The sequence below is a fragment of the Bacillus sp. JK106 genome, from assembly GCF_053663355.1.
Window position 1 is genome coordinate 974,524 of record NZ_JBSJQC010000002.1, and the last position, 19,981, is coordinate 994,504.

25 protein-coding genes are annotated in these 19,981 nt (G+C 44.4%); 17 read left to right on the plus strand and 8 right to left on the minus strand.

Annotated features, from left to right (window positions below):
- Positions 1-178 precede the first annotated feature (178 nt).
- The 3 genes from ACWJJS_RS10050 (at position 179) to ACWJJS_RS10060 (ending at position 1,904) form a co-directional block, all read left to right on the plus strand.
- Positions 179-886 (plus strand): cytochrome c biogenesis protein CcdA, encoded by a 708-nt coding sequence (locus ACWJJS_RS10050; protein WP_088056486.1) that lies wholly within the window; start codon positions 179-181, stop codon positions 884-886.
- An 84-nt stretch (positions 887-970) separates the two neighbouring features.
- Positions 971-1,333, plus strand: a complete 363-nt coding sequence (locus tag ACWJJS_RS10055; protein WP_007410327.1) for a response regulator — start codon at positions 971-973, stop codon at positions 1,331-1,333.
- A gap of 79 nt (positions 1,334-1,412) precedes the next feature.
- A complete protein-coding gene (locus ACWJJS_RS10060) occupies positions 1,413-1,904 on the plus strand; it encodes a CcdC family protein (RefSeq protein WP_088005392.1) in 492 nt (163 codons plus the stop codon).
- Positions 1,905-1,931: 27 nt separating this feature from the next.
- Here ACWJJS_RS10060 and ACWJJS_RS10065 read toward each other — a convergent pair whose 3' ends face one another.
- From ACWJJS_RS10065 to sspO, 4 genes are all read right to left on the minus strand, one after another.
- The gene (locus ACWJJS_RS10065; protein ID WP_146283483.1) at positions 1,932-2,360 is read right to left on the minus strand and encodes a DUF2621 domain-containing protein; all 429 of its coding nucleotides are present in this window, start codon (positions 2,358-2,360) and stop codon (positions 1,932-1,934) included.
- Between the two features lie 233 nt (positions 2,361-2,593).
- Complete coding sequence (locus tag ACWJJS_RS10070) at positions 2,594-2,965, minus strand: Hsp20/alpha crystallin family protein (protein WP_102422677.1); 372 nt, start codon at positions 2,963-2,965, stop codon at positions 2,594-2,596.
- 94 nt (positions 2,966-3,059) lie between these two features.
- Positions 3,060-3,206, minus strand: coding sequence for a small acid-soluble spore protein P (locus ACWJJS_RS10075; RefSeq protein WP_003153984.1), 147 nt, complete (start codon positions 3,204-3,206; stop codon positions 3,060-3,062).
- Positions 3,207-3,235: 29 nt separating this feature from the next.
- Entirely contained in the window at positions 3,236-3,382 is a 147-nt protein-coding gene (gene sspO / locus ACWJJS_RS10080) for an acid-soluble spore protein SspO (protein ID WP_003153982.1), read from the minus strand.
- A 231-nt stretch (positions 3,383-3,613) separates the two neighbouring features.
- Here sspO and acnA point away from each other — a divergent pair, with 231 nt between their 5' ends.
- The 7 genes from acnA (at position 3,614) to ACWJJS_RS10115 (ending at position 8,409) form a co-directional block, all read left to right on the plus strand.
- Positions 3,614-6,340: an aconitate hydratase AcnA gene (gene acnA / locus ACWJJS_RS10085; protein WP_070081882.1), complete on the plus strand. Its 2,727-nt coding sequence runs from the start codon at positions 3,614-3,616 to the stop codon at positions 6,338-6,340.
- A gap of 61 nt (positions 6,341-6,401) precedes the next feature.
- Entirely contained in the window at positions 6,402-6,911 is a 510-nt protein-coding gene (locus ACWJJS_RS10090; protein WP_003153980.1) for a TlpA family protein disulfide reductase, read from the plus strand.
- 77 nt (positions 6,912-6,988) lie between these two features.
- Positions 6,989-7,114 carry an FbpB family small basic protein gene (locus tag ACWJJS_RS10095; protein ID WP_012117651.1) on the plus strand — a complete coding sequence of 42 codons (126 nt, stop codon included), beginning with the start codon at positions 6,989-6,991 and terminating at the stop codon, positions 7,112-7,114.
- 63 nt (positions 7,115-7,177) lie between these two features.
- Complete coding sequence (locus ACWJJS_RS10100) at positions 7,178-7,324, plus strand: acid-soluble spore protein N (RefSeq protein ID WP_003153977.1); 147 nt, start codon at positions 7,178-7,180, stop codon at positions 7,322-7,324.
- Positions 7,325-7,348: 24 nt separating this feature from the next.
- Positions 7,349-7,591 (plus strand): small acid-soluble spore protein Tlp, encoded by a 243-nt coding sequence (gene tlp / locus ACWJJS_RS10105; protein ID WP_003153975.1) that lies wholly within the window; start codon positions 7,349-7,351, stop codon positions 7,589-7,591.
- Positions 7,592-7,677: 86 nt separating this feature from the next.
- Positions 7,678-8,094 (plus strand): YbgC/FadM family acyl-CoA thioesterase, encoded by a 417-nt coding sequence (locus tag ACWJJS_RS10110; RefSeq protein WP_070081885.1) that lies wholly within the window; start codon positions 7,678-7,680, stop codon positions 8,092-8,094.
- Positions 8,095-8,109: 15 nt separating this feature from the next.
- Positions 8,110-8,409, plus strand: a complete 300-nt coding sequence (locus tag ACWJJS_RS10115; RefSeq protein WP_007611759.1) for a hypothetical protein — start codon at positions 8,110-8,112, stop codon at positions 8,407-8,409.
- A 30-nt stretch (positions 8,410-8,439) separates the two neighbouring features.
- On the opposite strand, the gene ACWJJS_RS10120 is transcribed toward ACWJJS_RS10115, so the two are convergent.
- Together ACWJJS_RS10120 and plsY are read right to left on the minus strand one after the other, a co-directional pair.
- Entirely contained in the window at positions 8,440-8,727 is a 288-nt protein-coding gene (locus tag ACWJJS_RS10120; protein ID WP_007410318.1) for a HesB/YadR/YfhF family protein, read from the minus strand.
- A gap of 88 nt (positions 8,728-8,815) precedes the next feature.
- A complete protein-coding gene (plsY, locus tag ACWJJS_RS10125) occupies positions 8,816-9,397 on the minus strand; it encodes a glycerol-3-phosphate 1-O-acyltransferase PlsY (RefSeq protein ID WP_065180807.1) in 582 nt (193 codons plus the stop codon).
- Positions 9,398-9,548: 151 nt separating this feature from the next.
- Here plsY and ACWJJS_RS10130 point away from each other — a divergent pair, with 151 nt between their 5' ends.
- The 3 genes from ACWJJS_RS10130 to parC all read left to right on the plus strand — a co-directional run bounded on the left by ACWJJS_RS10130 (position 9,549) and on the right by parC (position 14,773).
- Positions 9,549-9,956 (plus strand): CoA-binding protein, encoded by a 408-nt coding sequence (locus ACWJJS_RS10130; protein WP_454023529.1) that lies wholly within the window; start codon positions 9,549-9,551, stop codon positions 9,954-9,956.
- 423 nt (positions 9,957-10,379) lie between these two features.
- On the plus strand, positions 10,380-12,347 hold the full coding sequence (gene parE / locus ACWJJS_RS10135; protein WP_014305073.1) for a DNA topoisomerase IV subunit B: 1,968 nt from the start codon (positions 10,380-10,382) through the stop codon (positions 12,345-12,347).
- 2 nt (positions 12,348-12,349) lie between these two features.
- Entirely contained in the window at positions 12,350-14,773 is a 2,424-nt protein-coding gene (gene parC, locus ACWJJS_RS10140; protein WP_454023530.1) for a DNA topoisomerase IV subunit A, read from the plus strand.
- A gap of 51 nt (positions 14,774-14,824) precedes the next feature.
- Here parC and ACWJJS_RS10145 read toward each other — a convergent pair whose 3' ends face one another.
- A complete protein-coding gene (locus ACWJJS_RS10145; RefSeq protein ID WP_003153957.1) occupies positions 14,825-14,950 on the minus strand; it encodes a hypothetical protein in 126 nt (41 codons plus the stop codon).
- Between the two features lie 24 nt (positions 14,951-14,974).
- Positions 14,975-15,328 (minus strand): hypothetical protein, encoded by a 354-nt coding sequence (locus ACWJJS_RS10150; protein ID WP_003153956.1) that lies wholly within the window; start codon positions 15,326-15,328, stop codon positions 14,975-14,977.
- Between the two features lie 376 nt (positions 15,329-15,704).
- On the opposite strand from ACWJJS_RS10150, the gene ACWJJS_RS10155 reads away from it, so the two are divergent.
- The 4 genes from ACWJJS_RS10155 to ACWJJS_RS10170 all read left to right on the plus strand — a co-directional run bounded on the left by ACWJJS_RS10155 (position 15,705) and on the right by ACWJJS_RS10170 (position 19,981).
- Positions 15,705-17,123 (plus strand): alanine/glycine:cation symporter family protein, encoded by a 1,419-nt coding sequence (locus tag ACWJJS_RS10155; RefSeq protein ID WP_071391774.1) that lies wholly within the window; start codon positions 15,705-15,707, stop codon positions 17,121-17,123.
- A gap of 203 nt (positions 17,124-17,326) precedes the next feature.
- Positions 17,327-18,283: a sugar kinase gene (locus tag ACWJJS_RS10160; RefSeq protein WP_101563058.1), complete on the plus strand. Its 957-nt coding sequence runs from the start codon at positions 17,327-17,329 to the stop codon at positions 18,281-18,283.
- A gap of 29 nt (positions 18,284-18,312) precedes the next feature.
- Positions 18,313-19,332, plus strand: coding sequence for a zinc-binding alcohol dehydrogenase family protein (locus ACWJJS_RS10165; protein ID WP_077722389.1), 1,020 nt, complete (start codon positions 18,313-18,315; stop codon positions 19,330-19,332).
- Between the two features lie 13 nt (positions 19,333-19,345).
- Complete coding sequence (locus tag ACWJJS_RS10170; RefSeq protein ID WP_012117658.1) at positions 19,346-19,981, plus strand: bifunctional 2-keto-4-hydroxyglutarate aldolase/2-keto-3-deoxy-6-phosphogluconate aldolase; 636 nt, start codon at positions 19,346-19,348, stop codon at positions 19,979-19,981.

A 19,981-nucleotide genomic window follows, 5' to 3' on the forward strand; every position in this document is an offset into this window, starting at 1 on the left:
AATCTTTCACCTGAGTCGCTATTATTATATCCACATTTATACTGTTTTTCAAATAAGAAGGAGTATAATATCTCGATGTCAAATTAAATTATATAAGCTTTTTCTATAAAAAGTAATCCTTCTCGGGAAAGTGTTAAAAAAATGAAATGATTTTGTCATAACTCGAAGGGAGTGTGTCATCGTGAGTTTTAATTACTTTCTGACGTTTGGGGCCGGATTTCTGTCTTTCATTTCTCCATGCTGTCTGCCGCTGTACCCCGCCTTTTTATCTTACATAACTGGTGTCAGTATGGACGAGGTGAAAACAGAAAAGGTGATGCTGCAAAAGCGTGGCCTCGTGCATACACTTTGTTTTTTGCTTGGTTTCTCCGTGATTTTTATCGCATTGGGATATGGAACTTCGTTTATCGGCAGTTTTTTTACCCAATATCATGAAGCGATCCGCCAGTTCGGCGCTATCATGCTGATCCTTTTCGGGCTGATTACTGCTGGCGTGTTTCAGCCGAAATTCATGATGAAAGAGCGGCGCATTCACTTTAAGCGCCGTCCGGAGGGGTTTATCGGTTCGGTTCTGATCGGTCTTGCGTTTGCAGCCGGATGGTCGCCGTGCAGCGGGCCTATTTTAGGAGCCGTGTTTTCGCTGGCAAATACAAATCCTTCTTCAGCAGTGCCGTATATGTTTTTATATGTTCTCGGTTTTGCGATTCCTTTTCTTGTTCTTTCATTTTTTATTACCAGAATGAATTGGATTCGCAAGCATCAGCTGCTTATCATGAAAATCGGCGGCATTCTTATGATTCTGATCGGAGTTATGCTGTTTTTTAACTGGATGAGCTACATTCTGATCGTTCTGTCAAATCTTTTCGGAGGATTTACGGGTCTGTAACAGATTAATAACTTTTGAACTATTATATACCCTTTCGTTTTTGGTACAATAAGACTAGTTAATGTTAAATATGTGGAGGGGAATATGACACGAGTTTTAGTTGTAGATGACGCCAAGTTCATGAGGGTGAAAATCAGAGAGATTCTGGAATCGGCAAATTACACAGTGGCCGGGGAAGCGGCTGACGGCGAGGAAGCCCTGGCAGTATATCAAAAAATCCGTCCCGACCTGGTGACAATGGATATTACCATGCCGGTCAAAAATGGTATACAGGCGCTGCAGGATATTTTAGCTTTTGACCCGAAAGCCCGGATCATCATGTGCACCGCCATGCGGCAGCAGCGGATCGTTCTGGAAGCGATTGAATTAGGCGCTAAAGACTTTATCGTTAAACCGTTTGAAGCATCTAAAGTGCTGGAGGCCGTAGGCCGGGTAACGGGAACGTAAACGTGTTCTCTTTTCAAATTGGTTTTTTTTATGTTTTTGGAGTATAGTATATAGTATCAAACTCCGTGCAAGCAAAGGAATGATAAAGATGATGATTATAATTTCATCCGTTATTGCAGCGGCCATGGCAATTTCCGTGATGATCGTCAGGATTAAAGCCTCCGACAAGCCCGCTTCACCTAAAAAAATAATTCTCCCGCCGATTTTCATGAGTACGGGAGCGCTTATGTTCCTTTTTCCAATTTTCAGAGTGACGGGCGAAGAATTTTTGGAGGCCATTACGCTGGGCGTGATCTTCTCTATTTTTCTGATTAAAACATCTAAATTTGAGATTAAAAATAATGAAATCTATTTAAAACGGTCAAAAGCGTTTGTGTTTATCCTGATTGGTTTGCTGGTTATCAGAATCGCTATGAAATCCATTTTGAGCACGACGATTGATTACGGAGCTTTAAGCGGAATGTTTTGGATTCTGGCTTTCGGAATGATTGTCCCGTGGCGCATCGCGATGTTTATGTCTTACCGCAAACTTTCTAATGAACTGAAGACCGCTGATATTCAGATGAATTAAAACCTTTCCGTCCGCCGGAAAGGTTTTTTATTTGAGCAGGGCTTGATAAGGAGTAAGATCAATCTGTTTTTCGCGAAGATGCTTTTTTAAAAATTGATGATCACGCTTAGGAGTGGCGAGTATGTAACCCCTGATGATTAAATCACGGTTTATTTGTTCAGCTTCCTCCGCTAAGGAAAGTTCACCGATTTTTCCGGCGATTTTCGCTTTGGCTACATCCCGAAAGAGCTCCGGCACGGGAGCGACCAATTCATCCAAAAACGCCTTGTCACCCGCATTCCATAAGTGCCTGCTTTTTTCAATATAATAGTCCTGCCAATCCAGTTCTGACCGGCCGTCTTCTTTCGGTAAGCGTTTTAAAAATTTTCGAAACATAAAAAACCCGCCGATAGACAGCAATCCGATCATCAGGATGACCCAAAATAAAATAAACCACATAAACCAGCCTTCTAGCATTGTTCTATCTCCTCCTTACTTTAACCATATTGTAAACGAAGACAGAATAGAAGAACACATGAAAAAAAGAATAGAAAAAATGATAGATGTCCAGTCATTCCGGTTGCTAGAACATATTCTATCGTATAGTGATTCTGCTATTTGGCCATGGGAGATTCACTTTTAGGGTATATGACTGATATGACCGGACAAAAAAGCCGCTTCCATTGAGGGATGAAAGCGGCTTTTTTATGTTATAGAGGAAATTGAAAGGAAAATGAGGAAGGAGTCTCATTTGGCTCCTTGTTCATGGAGACGGTCAGAATTTGGTTGGTGAAATCAGTGAAAATATGTTTGTCATTCAGATAAAAAGGAAGCACCATTTGTTTGTTTAACGTCCGTTCAAGCGTTTTAACAGAGAGCATAAACTCATTTCCCGAAAGGGTGACGGTGATCGCCTGCACCTGCTTCAGCGCCGTCAGGTCGGCTTCAATGATATATTGACGGCTTGTTTCATATAGATCGATCGGCAGCGTCTCGTCATACCAAGCATACGGGTCCTCGTAAAACTGCCGCAGCCATTCTTCCGTATCATCAAATTCTTCAGCGTTTTTTGAGTGATTCATGGAAGCATTCCTCCATATTAAAAAGCCTTGCTATAACGTATGCAGAAGCTTTGAATGGGTGAATGGCACAAAAAAACAGACACCGGGGTCTGTTTTACATATCGTGGCTTGTATTATGTTTTTGTCTTGTATGGTTGCGGTTTTTCACTTTTTTGCTTCCGCTCAGCGGTTCCGGCTGGCCGGGGTTATGGCCCTTCGGAGCATTTTTATGCATATCTTTACTTGTGTTTTTATTTGTCATGTTAAAGCCTCCTTTTTAAGGTGTTCCGGCTATTGGTTTGTTTTTCTTTTTTTATTGTTCTGCCGTTCTTCTTCCGTCAGGACGAGCTGGTCATTTTCTATATAACCCGCGCCTTTGCCTTGGCTTTTCGCATCATTCATGCCGTTAATTACATGATTGGCTTTCCGTTTTACCATGATCATCACCTCAACATTAATATGGCTCTTTACAGCCCGTTGTATGAGGCGGAAAATCGGACAAAATTTACCGAAAATCATGCTGATAAGACGATCTTATTGTATTTAATAAAAACATTGATATTTACTTATGTATGATTTTATACTAAGATGAAATTGTGAGAAAATTGTGATGGAATGTGAACATTCATCTAAAGAACGATCTTGATCATTGAAGGGGGATTTTGGAGAATGACAAATCAGCAAAAAGTCGCAACACAAGACGTTTTCCAAGCAAGAAAAACATTTTCTTCAAATGGGAAAACATACAACTACTATTCATTAAAAGCATTGGAAGACGCAGGGGTCGGCAATGTTTCAAAACTTCCTTATTCTATTAAGGTTCTTTTGGAATCCGTTTTGCGTCAGGTAGACGGACGCGTCATTACAAAAGAACATGTTGAAAATTTAGCAAGATGGGGTACTGCTGAATTAAAAGATATCGATGTGCCGTTTAAACCGTCACGGGTTATTCTACAGGACTTTACCGGCGTTCCGGCCGTAGTTGACCTGGCATCTTTAAGAAAAGCCATGGCCTCTGTCGGCGGAGACCCTGATAAAATCAATCCTGAAATTCCGGTTGACCTGGTCATTGACCACTCCGTACAAGTCGACAAAGCCGGTACGGAAGACGCGTTAGCCATTAATATGGACTTAGAATTCGAAAGAAATGCAGAACGTTATAAATTTTTAAGCTGGGCAAAGAAAGCGTTTAACAATTATCAGGCCGTTCCGCCTGCAACAGGTATCGTTCACCAGGTAAACCTTGAGTTTTTGGCAAGTGTTGTCCATACGAAAGAGGAAGACGGAGAACTTGTGACCTATCCTGATACTTTGGTGGGAACTGATTCCCATACAACAATGATTAACGGAATCGGCGTTCTCGGCTGGGGTGTCGGCGGGATTGAGGCGGAAGCGGGAATGCTCGGCCAGCCTTCATATTTCCCTGTTCCTGAGGTCATCGGCGCGAAACTTGTCGGGAAATTGCCTAACGGAACGACGGCGACTGACTTGGCGCTGAAAGTCACTCAAGTGCTGCGTGAAAAAGGCGTAGTCAATAAATTTGTTGAATTCTTCGGTCCTGGTGTTGCTGAGCTTCCGCTTGCGGATCGGGCGACTATTGCCAATATGGCGCCGGAATACGGAGCGACTTGCGGATTCTTCCCGGTTGACGAGGAAGCACTTTCTTACTTGCGTCTGACCGGCCGTGAAGAAGAGCAGATCGATATTGTGGAAGCATACTGCCGCAACAACGGTTTATTCTATACGCCTGACGCGGAAGAGCCGATTTTTACAGACGTTGTGGAAATTGATCTGTCTAAAATCGAAGCGAACCTTTCAGGCCCGAAACGTCCGCAGGATTTAATCCCGCTTTCCGTTATGCAGGAAACGTTTAAAAAACATCTTGTCAGCCCGGCCGGAAACCAAGGATTCGGAGCGGATGCTGCTGAAGAGAACAAAGAAATTTCTTTTAAACTTAACAGCGGCGAAGAAGCGGTTATGAAAACAGGGGCGATTGCAATCGCCGCTATTACAAGCTGTACGAATACATCAAACCCTTATGTATTAATCGGTGCCGGATTGGTAGCCAAAAAAGCGGTAGAATTAGGATTGAAAGTGCCGAATTATGTGAAAACTTCACTTGCACCGGGGTCTAAGGTTGTTACTGGATACTTAGTCAACTCAGGCCTGCTTCCTTACATGAAGGAGCTCGGCTTTAACCTTGTAGGGTATGGCTGTACGACATGTATCGGGAACTCCGGCCCGCTTTCTCCAGAGATTGAAGAAGCGGTTGCTAAAAATGATCTCTTGATCACTTCTGTCCTGTCGGGTAACAGAAACTTTGAAGGCCGGATCCATCCGCTTGTCAAAGGAAACTACCTTGCGTCACCGCCGCTTGTTGTCGCATACGCATTGGCAGGAACTGTAAACATCAACCTGAAAACGGATCCGATCGGCGTCGGAAATGACGGACAAAATGTTTATTTCGATGACATCTGGCCGTCCATGGATGAAATCAATTCTCTCGTCAAACAGACTGTTACGCCGGAATTATTCCGCAAAGAGTATGAAACGGTATTTGACGACAACCAGCGCTGGAACGAAATCGAAACGACGGATGAAGCGCTGTATAAGTGGGACCAGGATTCCACTTACATTCAAAACCCGCCGTTCTTTGAGGAAATGTCTGTAGAGCCGGGAAAAGTTGAGCCTTTAAGAGGACTTCGCGTTGTCGGCAAATTCGGCGATTCCGTGACGACTGACCACATTTCTCCGGCCGGAGCGATCGGAAAAGACACACCGGCGGGCAAATACCTGCAGGAAAAAGGCGTTTCTCCTCGTGACTTTAACTCTTACGGCTCACGCCGCGGAAACCATGAAGTCATGATGAGAGGAACATTCGCCAATATCCGCATTAAAAACCAAATCGCACCGGGTACAGAAGGTGGCTACACAACACATTGGCCTACCGGGGAAGTGACATCTATTTATGATGCCTGCATGCGGTATAAAGAAGATAAAACGGGTCTTGTTGTCCTGGCCGGAAAAGATTACGGAATGGGCTCTTCACGTGACTGGGCTGCAAAAGGAACAAACCTGCTCGGCATCAGAACAGTTATTGCCGAAAGCTTTGAAAGAATTCACAGAAGCAACCTCGTCTTCATGGGTGTGCTGCCGCTCCAGTTCAAACAGGGTGAAAACGCGGATACACTCGGCTTAACCGGTAAGGAAGTCATTGAGGTGGATGTTGATGAATCTGTACGTCCGCGCGACTTGCTGACTGTCAGAGCAATCAGTGAAGACGGTACGGTAAAAACGTTTGAAGTCGTTGTCCGTTTCGACAGTGAAGTGGAAATTGATTACTATCGCCACGGCGGCATTTTACAAATGGTGCTTCGCGATAAAATGAAACAGTAGCAGAATGAACAAAGGAGAGAAAGCAGTCTGCTTTCTCTCTTTTTATGCGGGAGGCCTTAAGATGCTTGCGAAATGGCTGGGCGGAATGTTACTTATCGGGTTGTTAGTGTATGCGGGCTGGAACATTTATTCTGTGCAAAAAAGTCCGAAAGAAGGGACAGAAGAAGGGATGAAAGCCCCTGACTTTACACTTGATACATTGTCAGGAAAAAGTATCTCCCTTTCTGATTATAAAGGAAAAAAAGTGCTCCTCAATTTCTGGGCGACGTGGTGCAAGCCGTGCAGAATGGAAATGCCCGATATGCAGGAGCTGCAGAAAGAATATCCTGATATTGCGGTAGCAGCCGTTAATTTTACGTCCTCTGAAAAAAATATACAGGCTGTGAAATCATTTGCTGATCATTATCAGCTGACCTTTCCTATTCTGATTGACAAAAGCGGAATTAACGGGGATTTCAACGTGCTTTCTTATCCGACAACATACATATTAGACGAAAAAGGAACCATTCAGCATATTCGCGTAGGCACGATGACAAAAAAAGAAATGAAAGAAAAACTGGATCTCAAATAGGGGTTCAGTTTTTTATTGTAAAGGGCTTAGGTTTTGAAAAATTGGAAAAAATGAATGAAAACACGGAGGTGAGAAGATTGAAAAAAATGCGAAAACGTTCTTTTCATGAATTGGTTATGGAAAATAAACGTGAGCTGATGACCAATACGGAATATTTGAATCAGCTTGAAGAAAAGCTGGAGCAGCGGTTCAAACAAAAATAACCTTTAATTTGCAGTCATGTTTACACCTCCTTTTGCAAAATATACTCTTAAGGAGGGATGAACATGGGCATAAACAAGAAAGACGGCCAGCCGCAATACGCTCCGAGCCACTTAGGGACAAAACCCGTTAAATATAAACGCAATAAAGGGGAAAAGTTTCATGACAAGTCAAACGGACATCCGATTGTCATGCAGACGAAAGGCGAATAACATCATCAAAGGAGAGCAGACATTATGACAAACAATGATCAAAAACCGAATCCGGATGACCGTTCCGATAACGTTGAAAAGCTGCAGGATATGGTGCAGAATACAATTGAAAATATAGAAGAAGCGAAAGAATCAATGGAATTTGCGACAGATGAGGAAAAACAGCGCATTCAAGAGAAGAATGCCAGACGCAATGAAAGCATTGAATCGTTCCGCAGTGAAATTCAGGATGAATCGGCTGCAAGAGAAAACGGCTATCAATCATAATAAAAACCAGGGAAACCTGGTTTTTTTCTCTTTCCGGCTCGTTGTGATAAAATGGGGCTAATCTGATAAAAAGGGAGCAGAGAACGTTGCATGTGTCAAAAAAAGAAATAGAAGTGCGTTATGCGGAAACAGATCAAATGGGCATCGTCTATCATGCCAATTACTTAGTCTGGATGGAGGTCGGCAGAACGGCGCTGATTAAGGAACTCGGATTCCTTTACAAAGATATGGAAGATAAAGGAGTGCTGTCCCCTGTATTGGATATCAGCATTTCTTATAAAAAGCCGCTCCGCTACGGAGAAACGGCTGTCGTACATACTTGGATTGAAGAATATAACGGATTTAAAACCGTTTACGGCTACCACATCTATAATCCGGATCAAGAACTTGCCATCAAAGCGACATCCTCTCATATATGCGTTGATAAAGAGAGCTTCAAACCGATTCAGTTTCGCAAGGCTTTTCCTGATTGGCATGCCGCTTACGAAAAGGCAAAAAAATAAGGAGCGGCTGCAGTTATGGCATTTGGAATTACGCGTAAGGAACTGGAAAGATGGAAGCGGGATGTATCGGAAGGTAAAATCGCTTTTTTAACGCATTACTGGCTGGACGACCGCTTTCCGGAGGCTAAGACCGTGACGAAGGCCGGTTCAAGCGATCTCAATAAACTGATCAGATGGGGAGCGGAGTACGGGCTGAAGCCGGAGTGGATTCACCATAAAAATGAATTTCCCCACTTTGACCTGCTCGGTGATACGCAAAGAAGCATATTAGAAAAAGAACGTCTGACTGATCATCTCAAAAGGTTCAGGCTGTAAAAAAAGAACGCATCCGCTGCGTTCTTTTTTTTACACGTAATCAAATACCGGCTCTTCTGCCTGATCTGAATATGTGACTGACAAATCGTGATTATCAAAGTACCATAAGTCGCTTTCTTCAATAAAAAAGGTAATGCCTTCAACTTCCGTGCTGGTGCCGATGTTCATCGGCCGGTCTTTTAAAATGCCGAGAGAAAAGCCTTTCTGAACGTTGCTGCATCCCCCGTAACGGACAAAGAAACGGACATGGTCGCCTGTTTCCAGATCGAGCTCTTCTTTGTACCAATCCAGCGCGCCTTTCGTTACTTTCATGTTCATCCGGAACACTCCCTTTTTGTTTCTCATATAAAGAAATTATCTCTATTATAAACGCATATGGCATTTTGATGTCAAAATTGAAGTTTCATCAAAACCATTTGATCTTCGGTTCTGTTTTGTTTATAATCCGTTTGATGTTTGCCCTGTGTCTGTAGATAACAAACGCGGTCAAGAGCGTCACTACGATTAATAAATAAGGGTCTTTTACAAACAGACAGTAAATAATCGTATAAATCCCTGTTAACATTGAAGACAGAGAAACAAATTTCGTAAGGAATAAAAATACGAAAAATACTGCAACCATCGTAACGAATAACAGCGGAGCATAAAACAGCAGGACGCCCCCTGATGTGGCTACGGCTTTGCCTCCTTTAAACTTTGCGAACACCGGGAATACATGGCCGATCACTGCTGCCACCCCTGCGAGAAGAGGATGAATGGGGACGTGCAGTAAATATGGGAGCGCTGCGGCCAGGGTGCCTTTTAAAATATCGGCTGCGACGACGACAGATCCCGCTTTAACGCCAAGCGTGCGAAAAGCATTTGTAGCGCCCAAATTGCCGCTTCCGTGTTCTCTAATATCGATCCCTTTCGCAAGTTTGCCTACGACTAAACCTGACGGGATGCTGCCTATTACATAGGCCAAAATAATCAATAAAGCAATCAACATCTACATTTCTCCTTTTCAATGTCCCTTCACTCTATTTTAACACGAGTTGTTACCGTCTGATGACAAGTTTTTTGAGAATTAAGCTGACAAAGCGCTTTTTTTGATTCCGGCGAAGCGGTCATGTACAATATATCAAAAGGAGATGGTAAAGATGCAAAATCCTTCAAAATCAGAGATTAAAGAAATTCTGGACCGGAGCAAACGGATCGCAGTCGTCGGGCTGTCAGACCGTCCCGACCGGACTTCTTACATGGTTTCCAAAGCGATGCAGGATGAAGGGTATGAAATTATTCCCGTCAACCCAACGATTGATGAGGCGCTTGGCGTTAAAGCCGTTGCTTCGTTAAAAGACGTGGAGGGACCGATTGATATCGTGAATGTGTTCAGACGCTCTGAGCAGCTTCCCGGCGTTGCTGAAGAATTTTTACAGACGGAGGCTCCCGTTTTTTGGGCGCAGCAGGGCCTTGCAAATGAAGAAGCGTATCGCATGATTACAGACAAAGGACGGACGGCTGTTATGGATTTATGTATAAAAGTCGCCCGCGCTGTTATAAAATAGGAACAAAAAAGGCAAAAATCCTTGGCAAATCAGGGGTTTTTGCTTTTTTATTGAAAGAATACTCTTTGCGTATGATGATGAAACAGATACAATAAAGCATGAACAGCTTTTTTAGAAACCCCTTTATACAGGGGTTTACAGTCTGTTTGCGATGGCCGGCATAAAGCTATATAATAGAAAGCGAACTCATGTTCTTATCTGCCGAAAAGGGCACCAAAAAGATGAAAAGCCGTTCGAATGTATGTCTTGCGGCCTAAAAAACGAGCCATTCGCTTAAATATGTTGCGAAATCAAGCATATTGGTTATAATTGTGAGTCCGAGGAGAATTGGACCGAAGCTTGTGCATACTGAAAAACAAAGACATGAAAACATTTAAAAAAGAGAATGATTAAGAGCAGGTTTTTTGAAAGGGGTTTGTACGTTTGGCTAGAAAACAGCAATTTGATTACAACGAAGATGCCATACAGGTGCTTGAAGGCCTGGAAGCCGTCAGAAAACGACCGGGAATGTACATCGGTTCGACGGACGCACGCGGCCTGCACCATCTGGTATATGAGATCGTCGACAATTCCGTCGATGAAGTTCTTGCCGGCTACGGAGATCATATTATCGTAACGATACATAAGGACAACAGCATCTCTGTACAGGATAGAGGACGCGGAATGCCGACCGGGATGCATAAGCTCGGAAAGCCGACGCCGGAAGTTATTTTCACCGTGCTGCATGCCGGGGGGAAATTCGGACAGGGCGGCTATAAAACAAGCGGCGGTCTGCATGGTGTCGGCGCATCTGTCGTAAACGCGTTATCGGAGTGGCTGACAGTTACTATTGAGCGTGACGGATATGTTTATAAACAGCGGTTTGAAAACGGCGGCAAGCCCGTGACTTCACTTGAAAAAATCGGAACGACCAAAAAAACGGGAACGCTTACCCATTTTAAACCTGATCCGTCAATGTTCAGCGCAACGGTTTATAATTTTGACACGCTGTCAGAACGTCTGCGCGAATCGGCTTTCTTGTTAAAAGGTTTGAAAATAGAATTAATTGATGAACGGAACGGCGTAAAAGAAGTATTTTATTATGAGAACGGAATTGAAGCATTTGTCGCTTATTTAAACGAGGAAAAAGACGCTTTATGCGAAGTCGTTTCCTTTGAAGGCGAGCATCATGACATTGAAGTCGATTTCGCGTTTCAGTTTAATGACGGGTATTCAGAAAATATGCTGTCATTCGTTAATAACGTCAGAACAAAGGACGGCGGCACCCACGAATCAGGAGCCAAAACGGCAATGACAAGAGCGTTTAACGAGTATGCGCGAAAGGTCGCCCTTTTAAAAGAGAAAGACAAGAATCTTGAAGGCGCCGATATCAGGGAAGGTTTGTCCGCAATCATTTCCGTCCGTATCCCGGAGGAACTGCTGCAATTTGAAGGCCAGACGAAAGGGAAGCTCGGCACAAGTGAGGCGAGATCCGCCGCGGATGCCGTCATTTCTGAGAATCTTGCTTATTTCTTGGAAGAAAACCGCGATACGGCAACCCTGCTTGTCAAAAAAGCGATTAAAGCAAGTCAGGCCCGTGAAGCGGCCCGTAAAGCGAGAGAAGAAGCGAGAAGCGGCAAAAAGCGCAAAAAATCAGAAGCGACGCTGAGCGGAAAACTTACACCGGCCGGTTCCAGAAATCCGGCGAAGAATGAATTGTATCTGGTGGAGGGAGACTCTGCGGGAGGTTCTGCAAAACAGGGAAGAGACCGGAAATTCCAAGCCGTGCTGCCCCTTCGCGGAAAGGTCATCAATACAGAGAAAGCAAAGCTTGCAGACATCTTCAAAAATGAAGAAATCAATACGATTATTCATGCGATCGGCGGCGGTGTCGGCGCAGATTTTGATATAGACGACATCAACTATGACAAGATCATCATCATGACGGACGCAGATACCGACGGCGCGCACATTCAAGTCTTGCTGTTAACGTTTTTCTACCGCTATATGAAACCTTTAATTGAGCACGGAAAAGTCTTCATCGCGCTTCCGCCTCTTTACAAAGTGAGCAAAGGAAGCGGTAAGAAAGAGATTATTGAATATGCTTGGTCCGACGAAGAAATGGACGGCGTTTTAAAGAAAGTCGGCAAAGGTTATACCATTCAGCGTTATAAAGGTCTGGGAGAAATGAACGCAGACCAGCTCTGGGAAACGACGATGAATCCCGAATCGCGAACGCTCGTCAGAGTCAAGATCGACGATGCGGCACGGGTAGAGCGCCGTGTAACGACATTAATGGGAGACAAAGTAGAACCGAGAAGAAAATGGATTGAAAAGAATGTTGCCTTCGGATTAGATGAGGAAAGCAATATTTTAGAAAATGAAAACTTGTCGGTCGCTGAGGAGGTTTAATAGTGGCACAGCCAGAATTATTTCATGATTTACCGTTAGAAGAAGTAATCGGCGACCGTTTCGGACGCTACAGTAAATACATTATTCAAGACAGGGCGCTGCCCGACGCTCGTGACGGTTTAAAGCCGGTGCAGCGGAGAATTTTATACGCCATGCACGCAGACGGAAATACATTCGATAAAAATTTCCGTAAAGCGGCGAAAACGGTCGGAAACGTTATCGGTAATTATCATCCGCACGGTGACAGCTCCGTTTATGAAGCGATGGTGCGGATGAGCCAGGATTGGAAAGTGCGGAATGTGCTGATTGAGATGCACGGCAATAACGGAAGCATTGACGGTGATCCGCCGGCTGCCATGCGTTATACGGAAGCGAGATTATCTTCTATCGCGTCAGAGCTTTTGCGTGATATTGATAAAAATACGGTTGAATTCGTTCCGAACTTTGATGACACCAGTAAAGAGCCGGTTGTTTTGCCCGCCATGTTCCCTAACTTGCTTGTCAACGGATCAACCGGGATTTCAGCGGGCTATGCGACTGATATTCCCCCTCATCATCTGGGTGAGGTCATTGATGCCGTCATTAAACGGATTGAATGTCCGGATTGCACCGTCGATGACTTGATGCAGGTGATTAAAGGGCCTGACTTTCCGACAGGAGGCATTATTCAAGGAGTCGATGGCATTCGGAAGGCTTATGAAACCGGTAAAGGCAAAATTATTATCCGCGGCAAGGCTGAAGTGGAATCCGTAAGAGGCGGACGGGAGCAAATCGTCATTACAGAAATTCCGTTTGAAGTAAACAAAGCCAATCTCGTTAAGAAAATGGACGAATACCGCATAGACAAAAAAGTCGAAGGCATTTCTGAAGTCAGGGATGAAACTGACCGCACAGGGCTCCGGGTGGTCGTTGAGTTAAAGAAAGAAGCCGATGCAAAAGGCATCCTGAATTTCTTATATAAAAACACTGATCTACAGACAACATATAACTTTAATATGGTCGCCATACATAACCGCCGGCCGATGCTGATGAGTCTTACGGCCATCCTGGATGCGTATATTTCCCATCAGAAGGAAGTGGTGACAAACCGCTCCGTCTTTGAATTACAAAAAGCAAAAGAGCGGCATCACATCGTTGAAGGACTGATGAAGGCACTGTCCGTGTTAGATGAGGTCATAGCGGTCATCCGGGCAAGCAGCGACAAGAAAGATGCGAAACAAAACTTAATTTCTAAATTCGCATTTACGGAGCCGCAGGCCGAAGCGATCGTATCCTTGCAGCTGTATCGTCTGACAAACACGGATATTACGGCGCTAAAAGAGGAAGCGGAAGAGCTCAGCAAGAAAATTCAGGAGCTCGAAGCCATTTTAAGTCATGATAAAAAGCTGTTAAAAGTCATTACAAGCAGCCTGAAAAAATTGAAAAAGACCTATGCTGACAGCAGACGGTCTGTCATTGAAGAAAAGATTGAGGAAATTAAAATCAATCTTGAAGTCATGGTTGCCTCTGAGGACGTATATGTGACAGTCACAAAAGACGGCTATGTAAAACGAACAAGCCAGCGGTCATTTGCTGCTTCTAACGGCCAGGATTTCGGTATGAAGGATACTGACAGGCTGATTCACCAATTCGAAATGAATACAACGGATGTTCTTCTGCTCTTTACCAATAAGGGAAGCTATGTTTATTGTCCGGTTCACCAGCTTCCCGATATCAGGTGGAAAGACATGGGACAGCACGTAACGAACATCATCACGATTGACCGTGATGAAACCATCGTGAAAGCTATACCGGTAAAAGAATTTGATCCATCTTCATATTTATTGTTCATGACGAAAAACGGTATGGTGAAGAGAACTGAAATGACGCATTACAAAGCGCAGCGTTACTCGAAAGCGCTTGTTGCCCTTAACCTTAAAGGGGATGATGAGCTGATTGATGTTCATGTCACAGACGGCGGCAGCCAGCTGTTTATCGCCACCCGCCTCGGGTACGGTTTATGGTTCGGTGAAGATGAAGTAAATGTAGTCGGTGCCCGTGCGGCCGGCGTAAAGGGCATAAATTTAAAAGACGGTGATACCGTCGTATCAGGGCAAATCCTGCATGAGACAGATTCGCTCGTCCTCGTCACACAGCGGGGAGCGATCAAACGGATGAACCTATCTGAATTCGAAAAAACATCCAGGGCGAAACGCGGTGTCATCATGCTGCGAGAGCTTAAAAAGAACCCGCATCGGGCAGTCGGCGTATTCGCGTGCGCTTTAGCCGACATGATCGCTGCGGAAACAGAAAAAGGCGAGAGAATCGAAATCGCCGTGAAGTCCTTGCGGTCGAATGACCGATACAGCAACGGCTCCTTCTTTACCGATGAAGATGAGACAGGGCCGGTAACAGATGTATGGCGTATCCCTGCATACGATGTTTAAGAGTAAAATTAAAATAAAAAACCTCCGCTCATTGAGCGGAGGTTTTACTATTTAGCTTTCATGGCTGCCGAATAAGTCAGTGATAGCGTGAATGACTTCGATTCCCTGCCATACAAATAAATTCAATGCAGTGAATGAAAACAACCCTAAAATCACCATTCGTAAGATAAACAACATGTTTAACAACCTCCTCATTTTATGTTACATAGATAGGCGATGTTGAACATGAAGCTCATCGAAATACGAGGACTGATAAAATTTAGCGATTAAAAAGCTTTTCTTTCGCTGTCTTCTCCGGGAAGCGGGGCGTCTCCTGTCTGATATCACGATCAGTGAGACAGAAGCGGCAAAAAGCGCCGTCAAGATATATGAGCCCGTCAGCGATTTTTTCTCATCATCAGCATTTTGGCCGGCCTTCATTTCGTGCATTTCCTGCTGGTCGGCTACCGCTTTAAAATGATGAGCGGTATCAAACGCATGGGGAATGGAGAGCAAATGAAAGCTTGCAATCGCTAAAAATAAAATAGAAGCTTTTAAAAACAAGATTTTTTTCAAATGTTCTCCCCCCTTCATAAGTCTGAATATTTTTATTATAATACCCTAATTTAAATGTAAAGTAAACACATTTATTAAATTTAAAAAATTATTATCCTGGTTAAGTATATACCATTCCATCCATCTTTTCATCTCTTTTTTCTTAAAGACCTATTTGTTATGATATGCACGCATTCCTTATGACGTGACAACATTTTTCGGGCTGTAAGATAAAAAACGGGGCATGACAGCAAAAGATGTGATGAAGAAACCGAAACATTTTCTTAAAAAAACTTCTCAACCACTGTTGTTGTGATATAATAATACCCGTTGTGTTAAAAGATCTAACATATGCAGCAAAAATGACAGTAAAAGATATGTAAAAGGGAGGTTAAACATGGAGGCTTTCATCAGTGAAATCATAAATGTTCCAAATGATTTTATTTGGAAGTATCTTGTTTATATTTTAGTCGGGATCGGATTGTACTTTACGTTCCGTTTTCGCTTTATTCAATTCCAGTACTTTTTTGAAATGTTCAGAATCGTCGGGGAGAAGCCGCAAGGAAATAAAGGAGTGTCTTCAATGCAGGCATTCTTTATCTCAGCCGCTTCTCGTGTCGGAACCGGAAACTTGACCGGCGTCGCGCTGGCGATTGCAACAGGCGGTCCCGGCGCAGTATTTTGGATGTGGATCGTAGCGATTGTCGGTATGGCTTCCAGCTTTGTGGAAAGCACCTTGGCGCAGTTGTATAAAGTGCGTTCCGGTGACGAATTCCGCGGCGGTCCGGCATATTACATGGCAAAGGGACTGGGCGCCCGCTGGCTCGGTATTTTATTCGCCGTATTGATTACCGTTTCTTTCGGACTTATCTTTAACGCGGTGCAGTCAAATACGATTTCTGTGGCGTTTGACGAAGCATTCCATGTGAATAAAACAGTTATCGCAATCATTTTAGCTGTATTAACGGCTTTCATTATATTCGGCGGTCTGAAGCGTGTTGTATCTGTCTCGCAATTAATCGTTCCGGTTATGGCGGGAATGTATATTCTGATCGCGCTGTATGTCGTGATTGTAAATATCTCGGCGGTACCTGAGCTGCTTGTTACCATTGTGAAAAATGCGTTCGGTTTTGAGCAGATCGTCGGCGGAAGCTTAGGAAGCATCATTATTATCGGAGCGCAGCGCGGCCTGTTTTCAAACGAAGCGGGTATGGGAAGCGCGCCGAATGCCGCAGCAGCTGCACATGTGTCGCATCCGGCTAAGCAGGGATTAATTCAGACCCTCGGCGTGTTCTTTGATACGTTTATCGTTTGTACATCGACTGCTTTTATCATTTTATTGTACAGCTTTACGCCTAAAGGCGACGGCATCCAAGTGACGCAAGCCGCACTGCAGCACCATCTCGGCGGATGGGCGCCGACATTTATTGCGATTGCGATGTTTTTATTCGCATTCAGCTCAGTCGTCGGCAACTATTACTATGGTGAAACGAATATCGAATTTATTAAAACAAGCAAAACATGGCTTAATATTTACCGCGTATTCGTCGTAGTGATGGTGGTATACGGATGTTTGGCTGACTTCCAGATCGTCTGGGACATGGCAAACTTGTTTATGGGACTCTTGGCTCTCATTAACTTAGTGGCAATCTTACTGCTGAGTAATGTAGCCTACAAGATCTATAAGGATTATGCCGCTCAGCGCAAAAAAGGTCTTGATCCTGTATTCAAAGCCGAGAATACCCCGGAGCTCCAGCATATTGAAACATGGGCGGAAGAAGAAGGTACAAGCCCTGAACGTAAGACTGCTAACTGAGGAAACATGCATACAATTTTCAAAAAAACCCCTTACATTTTGTTGTGAGGGGTTTTTTATGTGAAAAACCGGGTTACTTTTACTGAAAACAGATTTTTTTGAATTTATTGTATTTTTCTCTTGTGTATGTAAGGGCTTTCATATAAAGTTTAACTAAACCGGTTTACCAAACCGATTTAGTCTTAAAGGAAAGGAGTATTGATGTGGCTTCTGATTATGGCATTTTTACGATCGGTGATGCGATGATCACCTTAAATCCCGCAAGCACAGGACCTTTGCGTTTTGTTACCCATTTTGAACGAAAAGCAGGAGGAGCTGAACTGAATTTTGCGATTGCATGCGCCAGATTGAACCTGCACTCAAAGTGGGTCAGCAGACTGGGGAAGGATGAGTTCGGCAGAGTGATTTATCAGTTTGCCAAAGGAGAAGGAATTGATGTGACTGACGTCTCCTTTGTTGAAGGCTTTCCTACATCTTTAAATGTCAAAGAGATCAGAAATGACGGTTCAGGCAAGACGTTTTATTATCGTTTCAATTCACCAATTCTGACTCTTGCACCGGAAGATATAACAGAGAATATGTTTGCCGGCATTCACATCGTTCATCTTACCGGTGTGTTCCTCGCGCTTGATAAGAAAAACCTTGAAATTGCTGAAAGGGTGCTTTCCATCGCCAAAGCAAGAAAGATTCCCGTATCTTTTGATCCGAATATCAGGCTGAAGCTGTGGACGATTGAGGAGGCGCGTGCGGCATTTCATCAAATCTTTCCGCATACTGATATTCTTCTGGCGGGGCGGGACGAAATGAAACAGCTGACAGGTATAGGAGAAAATGAAGCATTAGCCCGGTTTGCAGAGAGCTATTCAATCAGTCAGCTTGTCATAAAAGACGGTGAAGCGGGTTCTGCGCTGTATCATGATCATAAGTGGGTTCACAAAGAGGCTTTCCCGGTTGCGCCTGTCGACACGGTAGGAGCGGGTGACGGCTTTAATGCCGGCTACCTGTACAGTTATCTGCATGGTTTTGAACCGGAAAAACGTCTGGAGTTTGCAAATGCAGTCGGTGCGCTCGTCACCACAGTTTCCGGTGACAATGAAGGGCTTCCCTACCTAGAGGAGGTTCTGTCATTTGTAAACAAAGAGACTGTGATTGAACGGTAGCAAGCACAACTTAAAAAGCGGGTGAAAAAATGAAAGCGGTTCAAGTACGGAAAGCATTTGATCTGATGGTGACGGAATGTGAGAAACCGTCTGTTGTCCACGCGGATGATGTTCTTGTCAAGGTGAAGCGGGTCGGAATTTGCGGATCAGATTTGCATATTTATCATGGGACAAATCCGTTAGCGTCCCTGCCGAGAGTAATCGGACATGAAGTCACAGGGGAAGTCGCAAAGACCGGTTCTCATGTCCGGCGTTTCAAGCCGGGTGACCGGGTAGTGATTGAACCGATATCTTATTGCGGAACATGCTATGCCTGCCGGAAAGGACGTCCGAACGTCTGCAAAGCGCTTTCGGTGTTCGGCGTTCATGAAGATGGCGGGATGCGGGAATATATTGTGCTTCCGGAAAAGCAGCTGTATGCCGTTTCGCCCGATCTGCCCTGGGAGGAGGCGGTCATGGCAGAACCATATACGATCGGCGCCCAGGCCGTTTGGAGAGGCAGCGTCGAGAAGGAAGATACCGTTTTGATTCAAGGAGCGGGGCCAATCGGAATCTGCATATTAAAAATGGCAAAGTTCAAAGGCGCTTCCGTCATGATAACCGACTTGAATGATGAACGCTTAGCATTCGCTGAAAAAAACGGTGCGGACGTTACCGTCAACGCGCAAAAAGAAGATCCCGTTTTGCGGGTGAACGAATGGACAAAAAATGAAGGCGCCAATGTCGTCATTGATGCTGTCTGTCTCCCCTCAACGTTTGAAACGTCCATTGACGCGGTGTCTCCGGCCGGTCATGTGGTTGTGCTAGGTTTTGATGAGAGGACTGCCGGCATTTCTCAGCTTCCGATCACAAAAAAGGAAGTCACGATCACCGGTTCAAGATTGCAGACGAATCAGTTCCCGTACATTACAGACTTACTGAATAAAGGCCTGTTAACGCACGGCGGTCTTATTACACATACATTTTCAGCAGATGACGTCCATCAAGCATTTCAGTTGATCGAACAGCACCCGGGCAAGGTGGGAAAAGCAATCATTACGTTTGATTAAAGGAGGAGCGAGAATGCTGCCTAAGTACGCCATTTACGAAAAACTTCTGCATGCACAAGTGGTGGCTGTCATAAGGGGACAAAACAGCCAAGAGGCGCTTGAAGTTTCAAAAGCGGCCATTTCAGGAGGTATCAGCGCCATTGAGCTTACATACACAACTCCTGAAGTGGAAGATGTCTTTAAGGAACTCCGGCATCAAGATATTCTTCTTGGAGCCGGTTCTGTAATGGATACAGAAACGGCGAGACACGCCATTTTATCAGGCGCCTCATTTATCGTCAGCTCTCATTTTGTAAAAGAGATAGCATCTCTATGCAACCAGTACAGCGTACCGTATCTTCCGGGATGCATGAGCGTGTCTGATATGGCTTTGGCGCTCGAAGCCGGATGTGATGTGGTAAAGCTGTTCCCCGCTAATTCGTTTGACCCTTCATTTATCAAGTCGGTCAACGGCCCTCTGCCGAATGTCCGCATTATGCCGACCGGGGGTATCTCATTAAACAGTATGAATGACTGGCTTTCTGCCGGAGCGGTCGCGGTCGGAGTGGGAAGCGACTTGACAAAAGCATATCAAAAGGGCGGCTATGAAGCTGCCGTATCCCTCAGCAAAGAATACGTCTGCCGAAAAAACGAATATACGGGGGTGTAA

What these genes read in the sequence shown, in the direction of transcription:
- ACWJJS_RS10055 (WP_007410327.1), top strand. Translation starts at nt 971, where the DNA reads ATGACACGAGTTTTAGTTGTAGATGACGCCAAGTTCATGAGGGTGAAA.
- ACWJJS_RS10060 (WP_088005392.1), top strand. Translation starts at nt 1,413, where the DNA reads ATGATAAAGATGATGATTATAATTTCATCCGTTATTGCAGCGGCCATG.
- ACWJJS_RS10065 (WP_146283483.1), bottom strand. Translation starts at nt 2,360, where the DNA reads ATGCTAGAAGGCTGGTTTATGTGGTTTATTTTATTTTGGGTCATCCTG.
- ACWJJS_RS10070 (WP_102422677.1), bottom strand. Translation starts at nt 2,965, where the DNA reads ATGAATCACTCAAAAAACGCTGAAGAATTTGATGATACGGAAGAATGG.
- ACWJJS_RS10075 (WP_003153984.1), bottom strand. Translation starts at nt 3,206, where the DNA reads ATGACAAATAAAAACACAAGTAAAGATATGCATAAAAATGCTCCGAAG.
- sspO (WP_003153982.1), bottom strand. Translation starts at nt 3,382, where the DNA reads ATGGTAAAACGGAAAGCCAATCATGTAATTAACGGCATGAATGATGCG.
- acnA (WP_070081882.1), top strand. Translation starts at nt 3,614, where the DNA reads ATGACAAATCAGCAAAAAGTCGCAACACAAGACGTTTTCCAAGCAAGA.
- ACWJJS_RS10090 (WP_003153980.1), top strand. Translation starts at nt 6,402, where the DNA reads ATGCTTGCGAAATGGCTGGGCGGAATGTTACTTATCGGGTTGTTAGTG.
- ACWJJS_RS10100 (WP_003153977.1), top strand. Translation starts at nt 7,178, where the DNA reads ATGGGCATAAACAAGAAAGACGGCCAGCCGCAATACGCTCCGAGCCAC.
- tlp (WP_003153975.1), top strand. Translation starts at nt 7,349, where the DNA reads ATGACAAACAATGATCAAAAACCGAATCCGGATGACCGTTCCGATAAC.
- ACWJJS_RS10115 (WP_007611759.1), top strand. Translation starts at nt 8,110, where the DNA reads ATGGCATTTGGAATTACGCGTAAGGAACTGGAAAGATGGAAGCGGGAT.
- ACWJJS_RS10120 (WP_007410318.1), bottom strand. Translation starts at nt 8,727, where the DNA reads ATGAACATGAAAGTAACGAAAGGCGCGCTGGATTGGTACAAAGAAGAG.
- plsY (WP_065180807.1), bottom strand. Translation starts at nt 9,397, where the DNA reads ATGTTGATTGCTTTATTGATTATTTTGGCCTATGTAATAGGCAGCATC.
- ACWJJS_RS10130 (WP_454023529.1), top strand. Translation starts at nt 9,549, where the DNA reads ATGCAAAATCCTTCAAAATCAGAGATTAAAGAAATTCTGGACCGGAGC.
- ACWJJS_RS10145 (WP_003153957.1), bottom strand. Translation starts at nt 14,950, where the DNA reads ATGTTGTTTATCTTACGAATGGTGATTTTAGGGTTGTTTTCATTCACT.
- ACWJJS_RS10155 (WP_071391774.1), top strand. Translation starts at nt 15,705, where the DNA reads ATGGAGGCTTTCATCAGTGAAATCATAAATGTTCCAAATGATTTTATT.
- ACWJJS_RS10165 (WP_077722389.1), top strand. Translation starts at nt 18,313, where the DNA reads ATGAAAGCGGTTCAAGTACGGAAAGCATTTGATCTGATGGTGACGGAA.
- ACWJJS_RS10170 (WP_012117658.1), top strand. Translation starts at nt 19,346, where the DNA reads ATGCTGCCTAAGTACGCCATTTACGAAAAACTTCTGCATGCACAAGTG.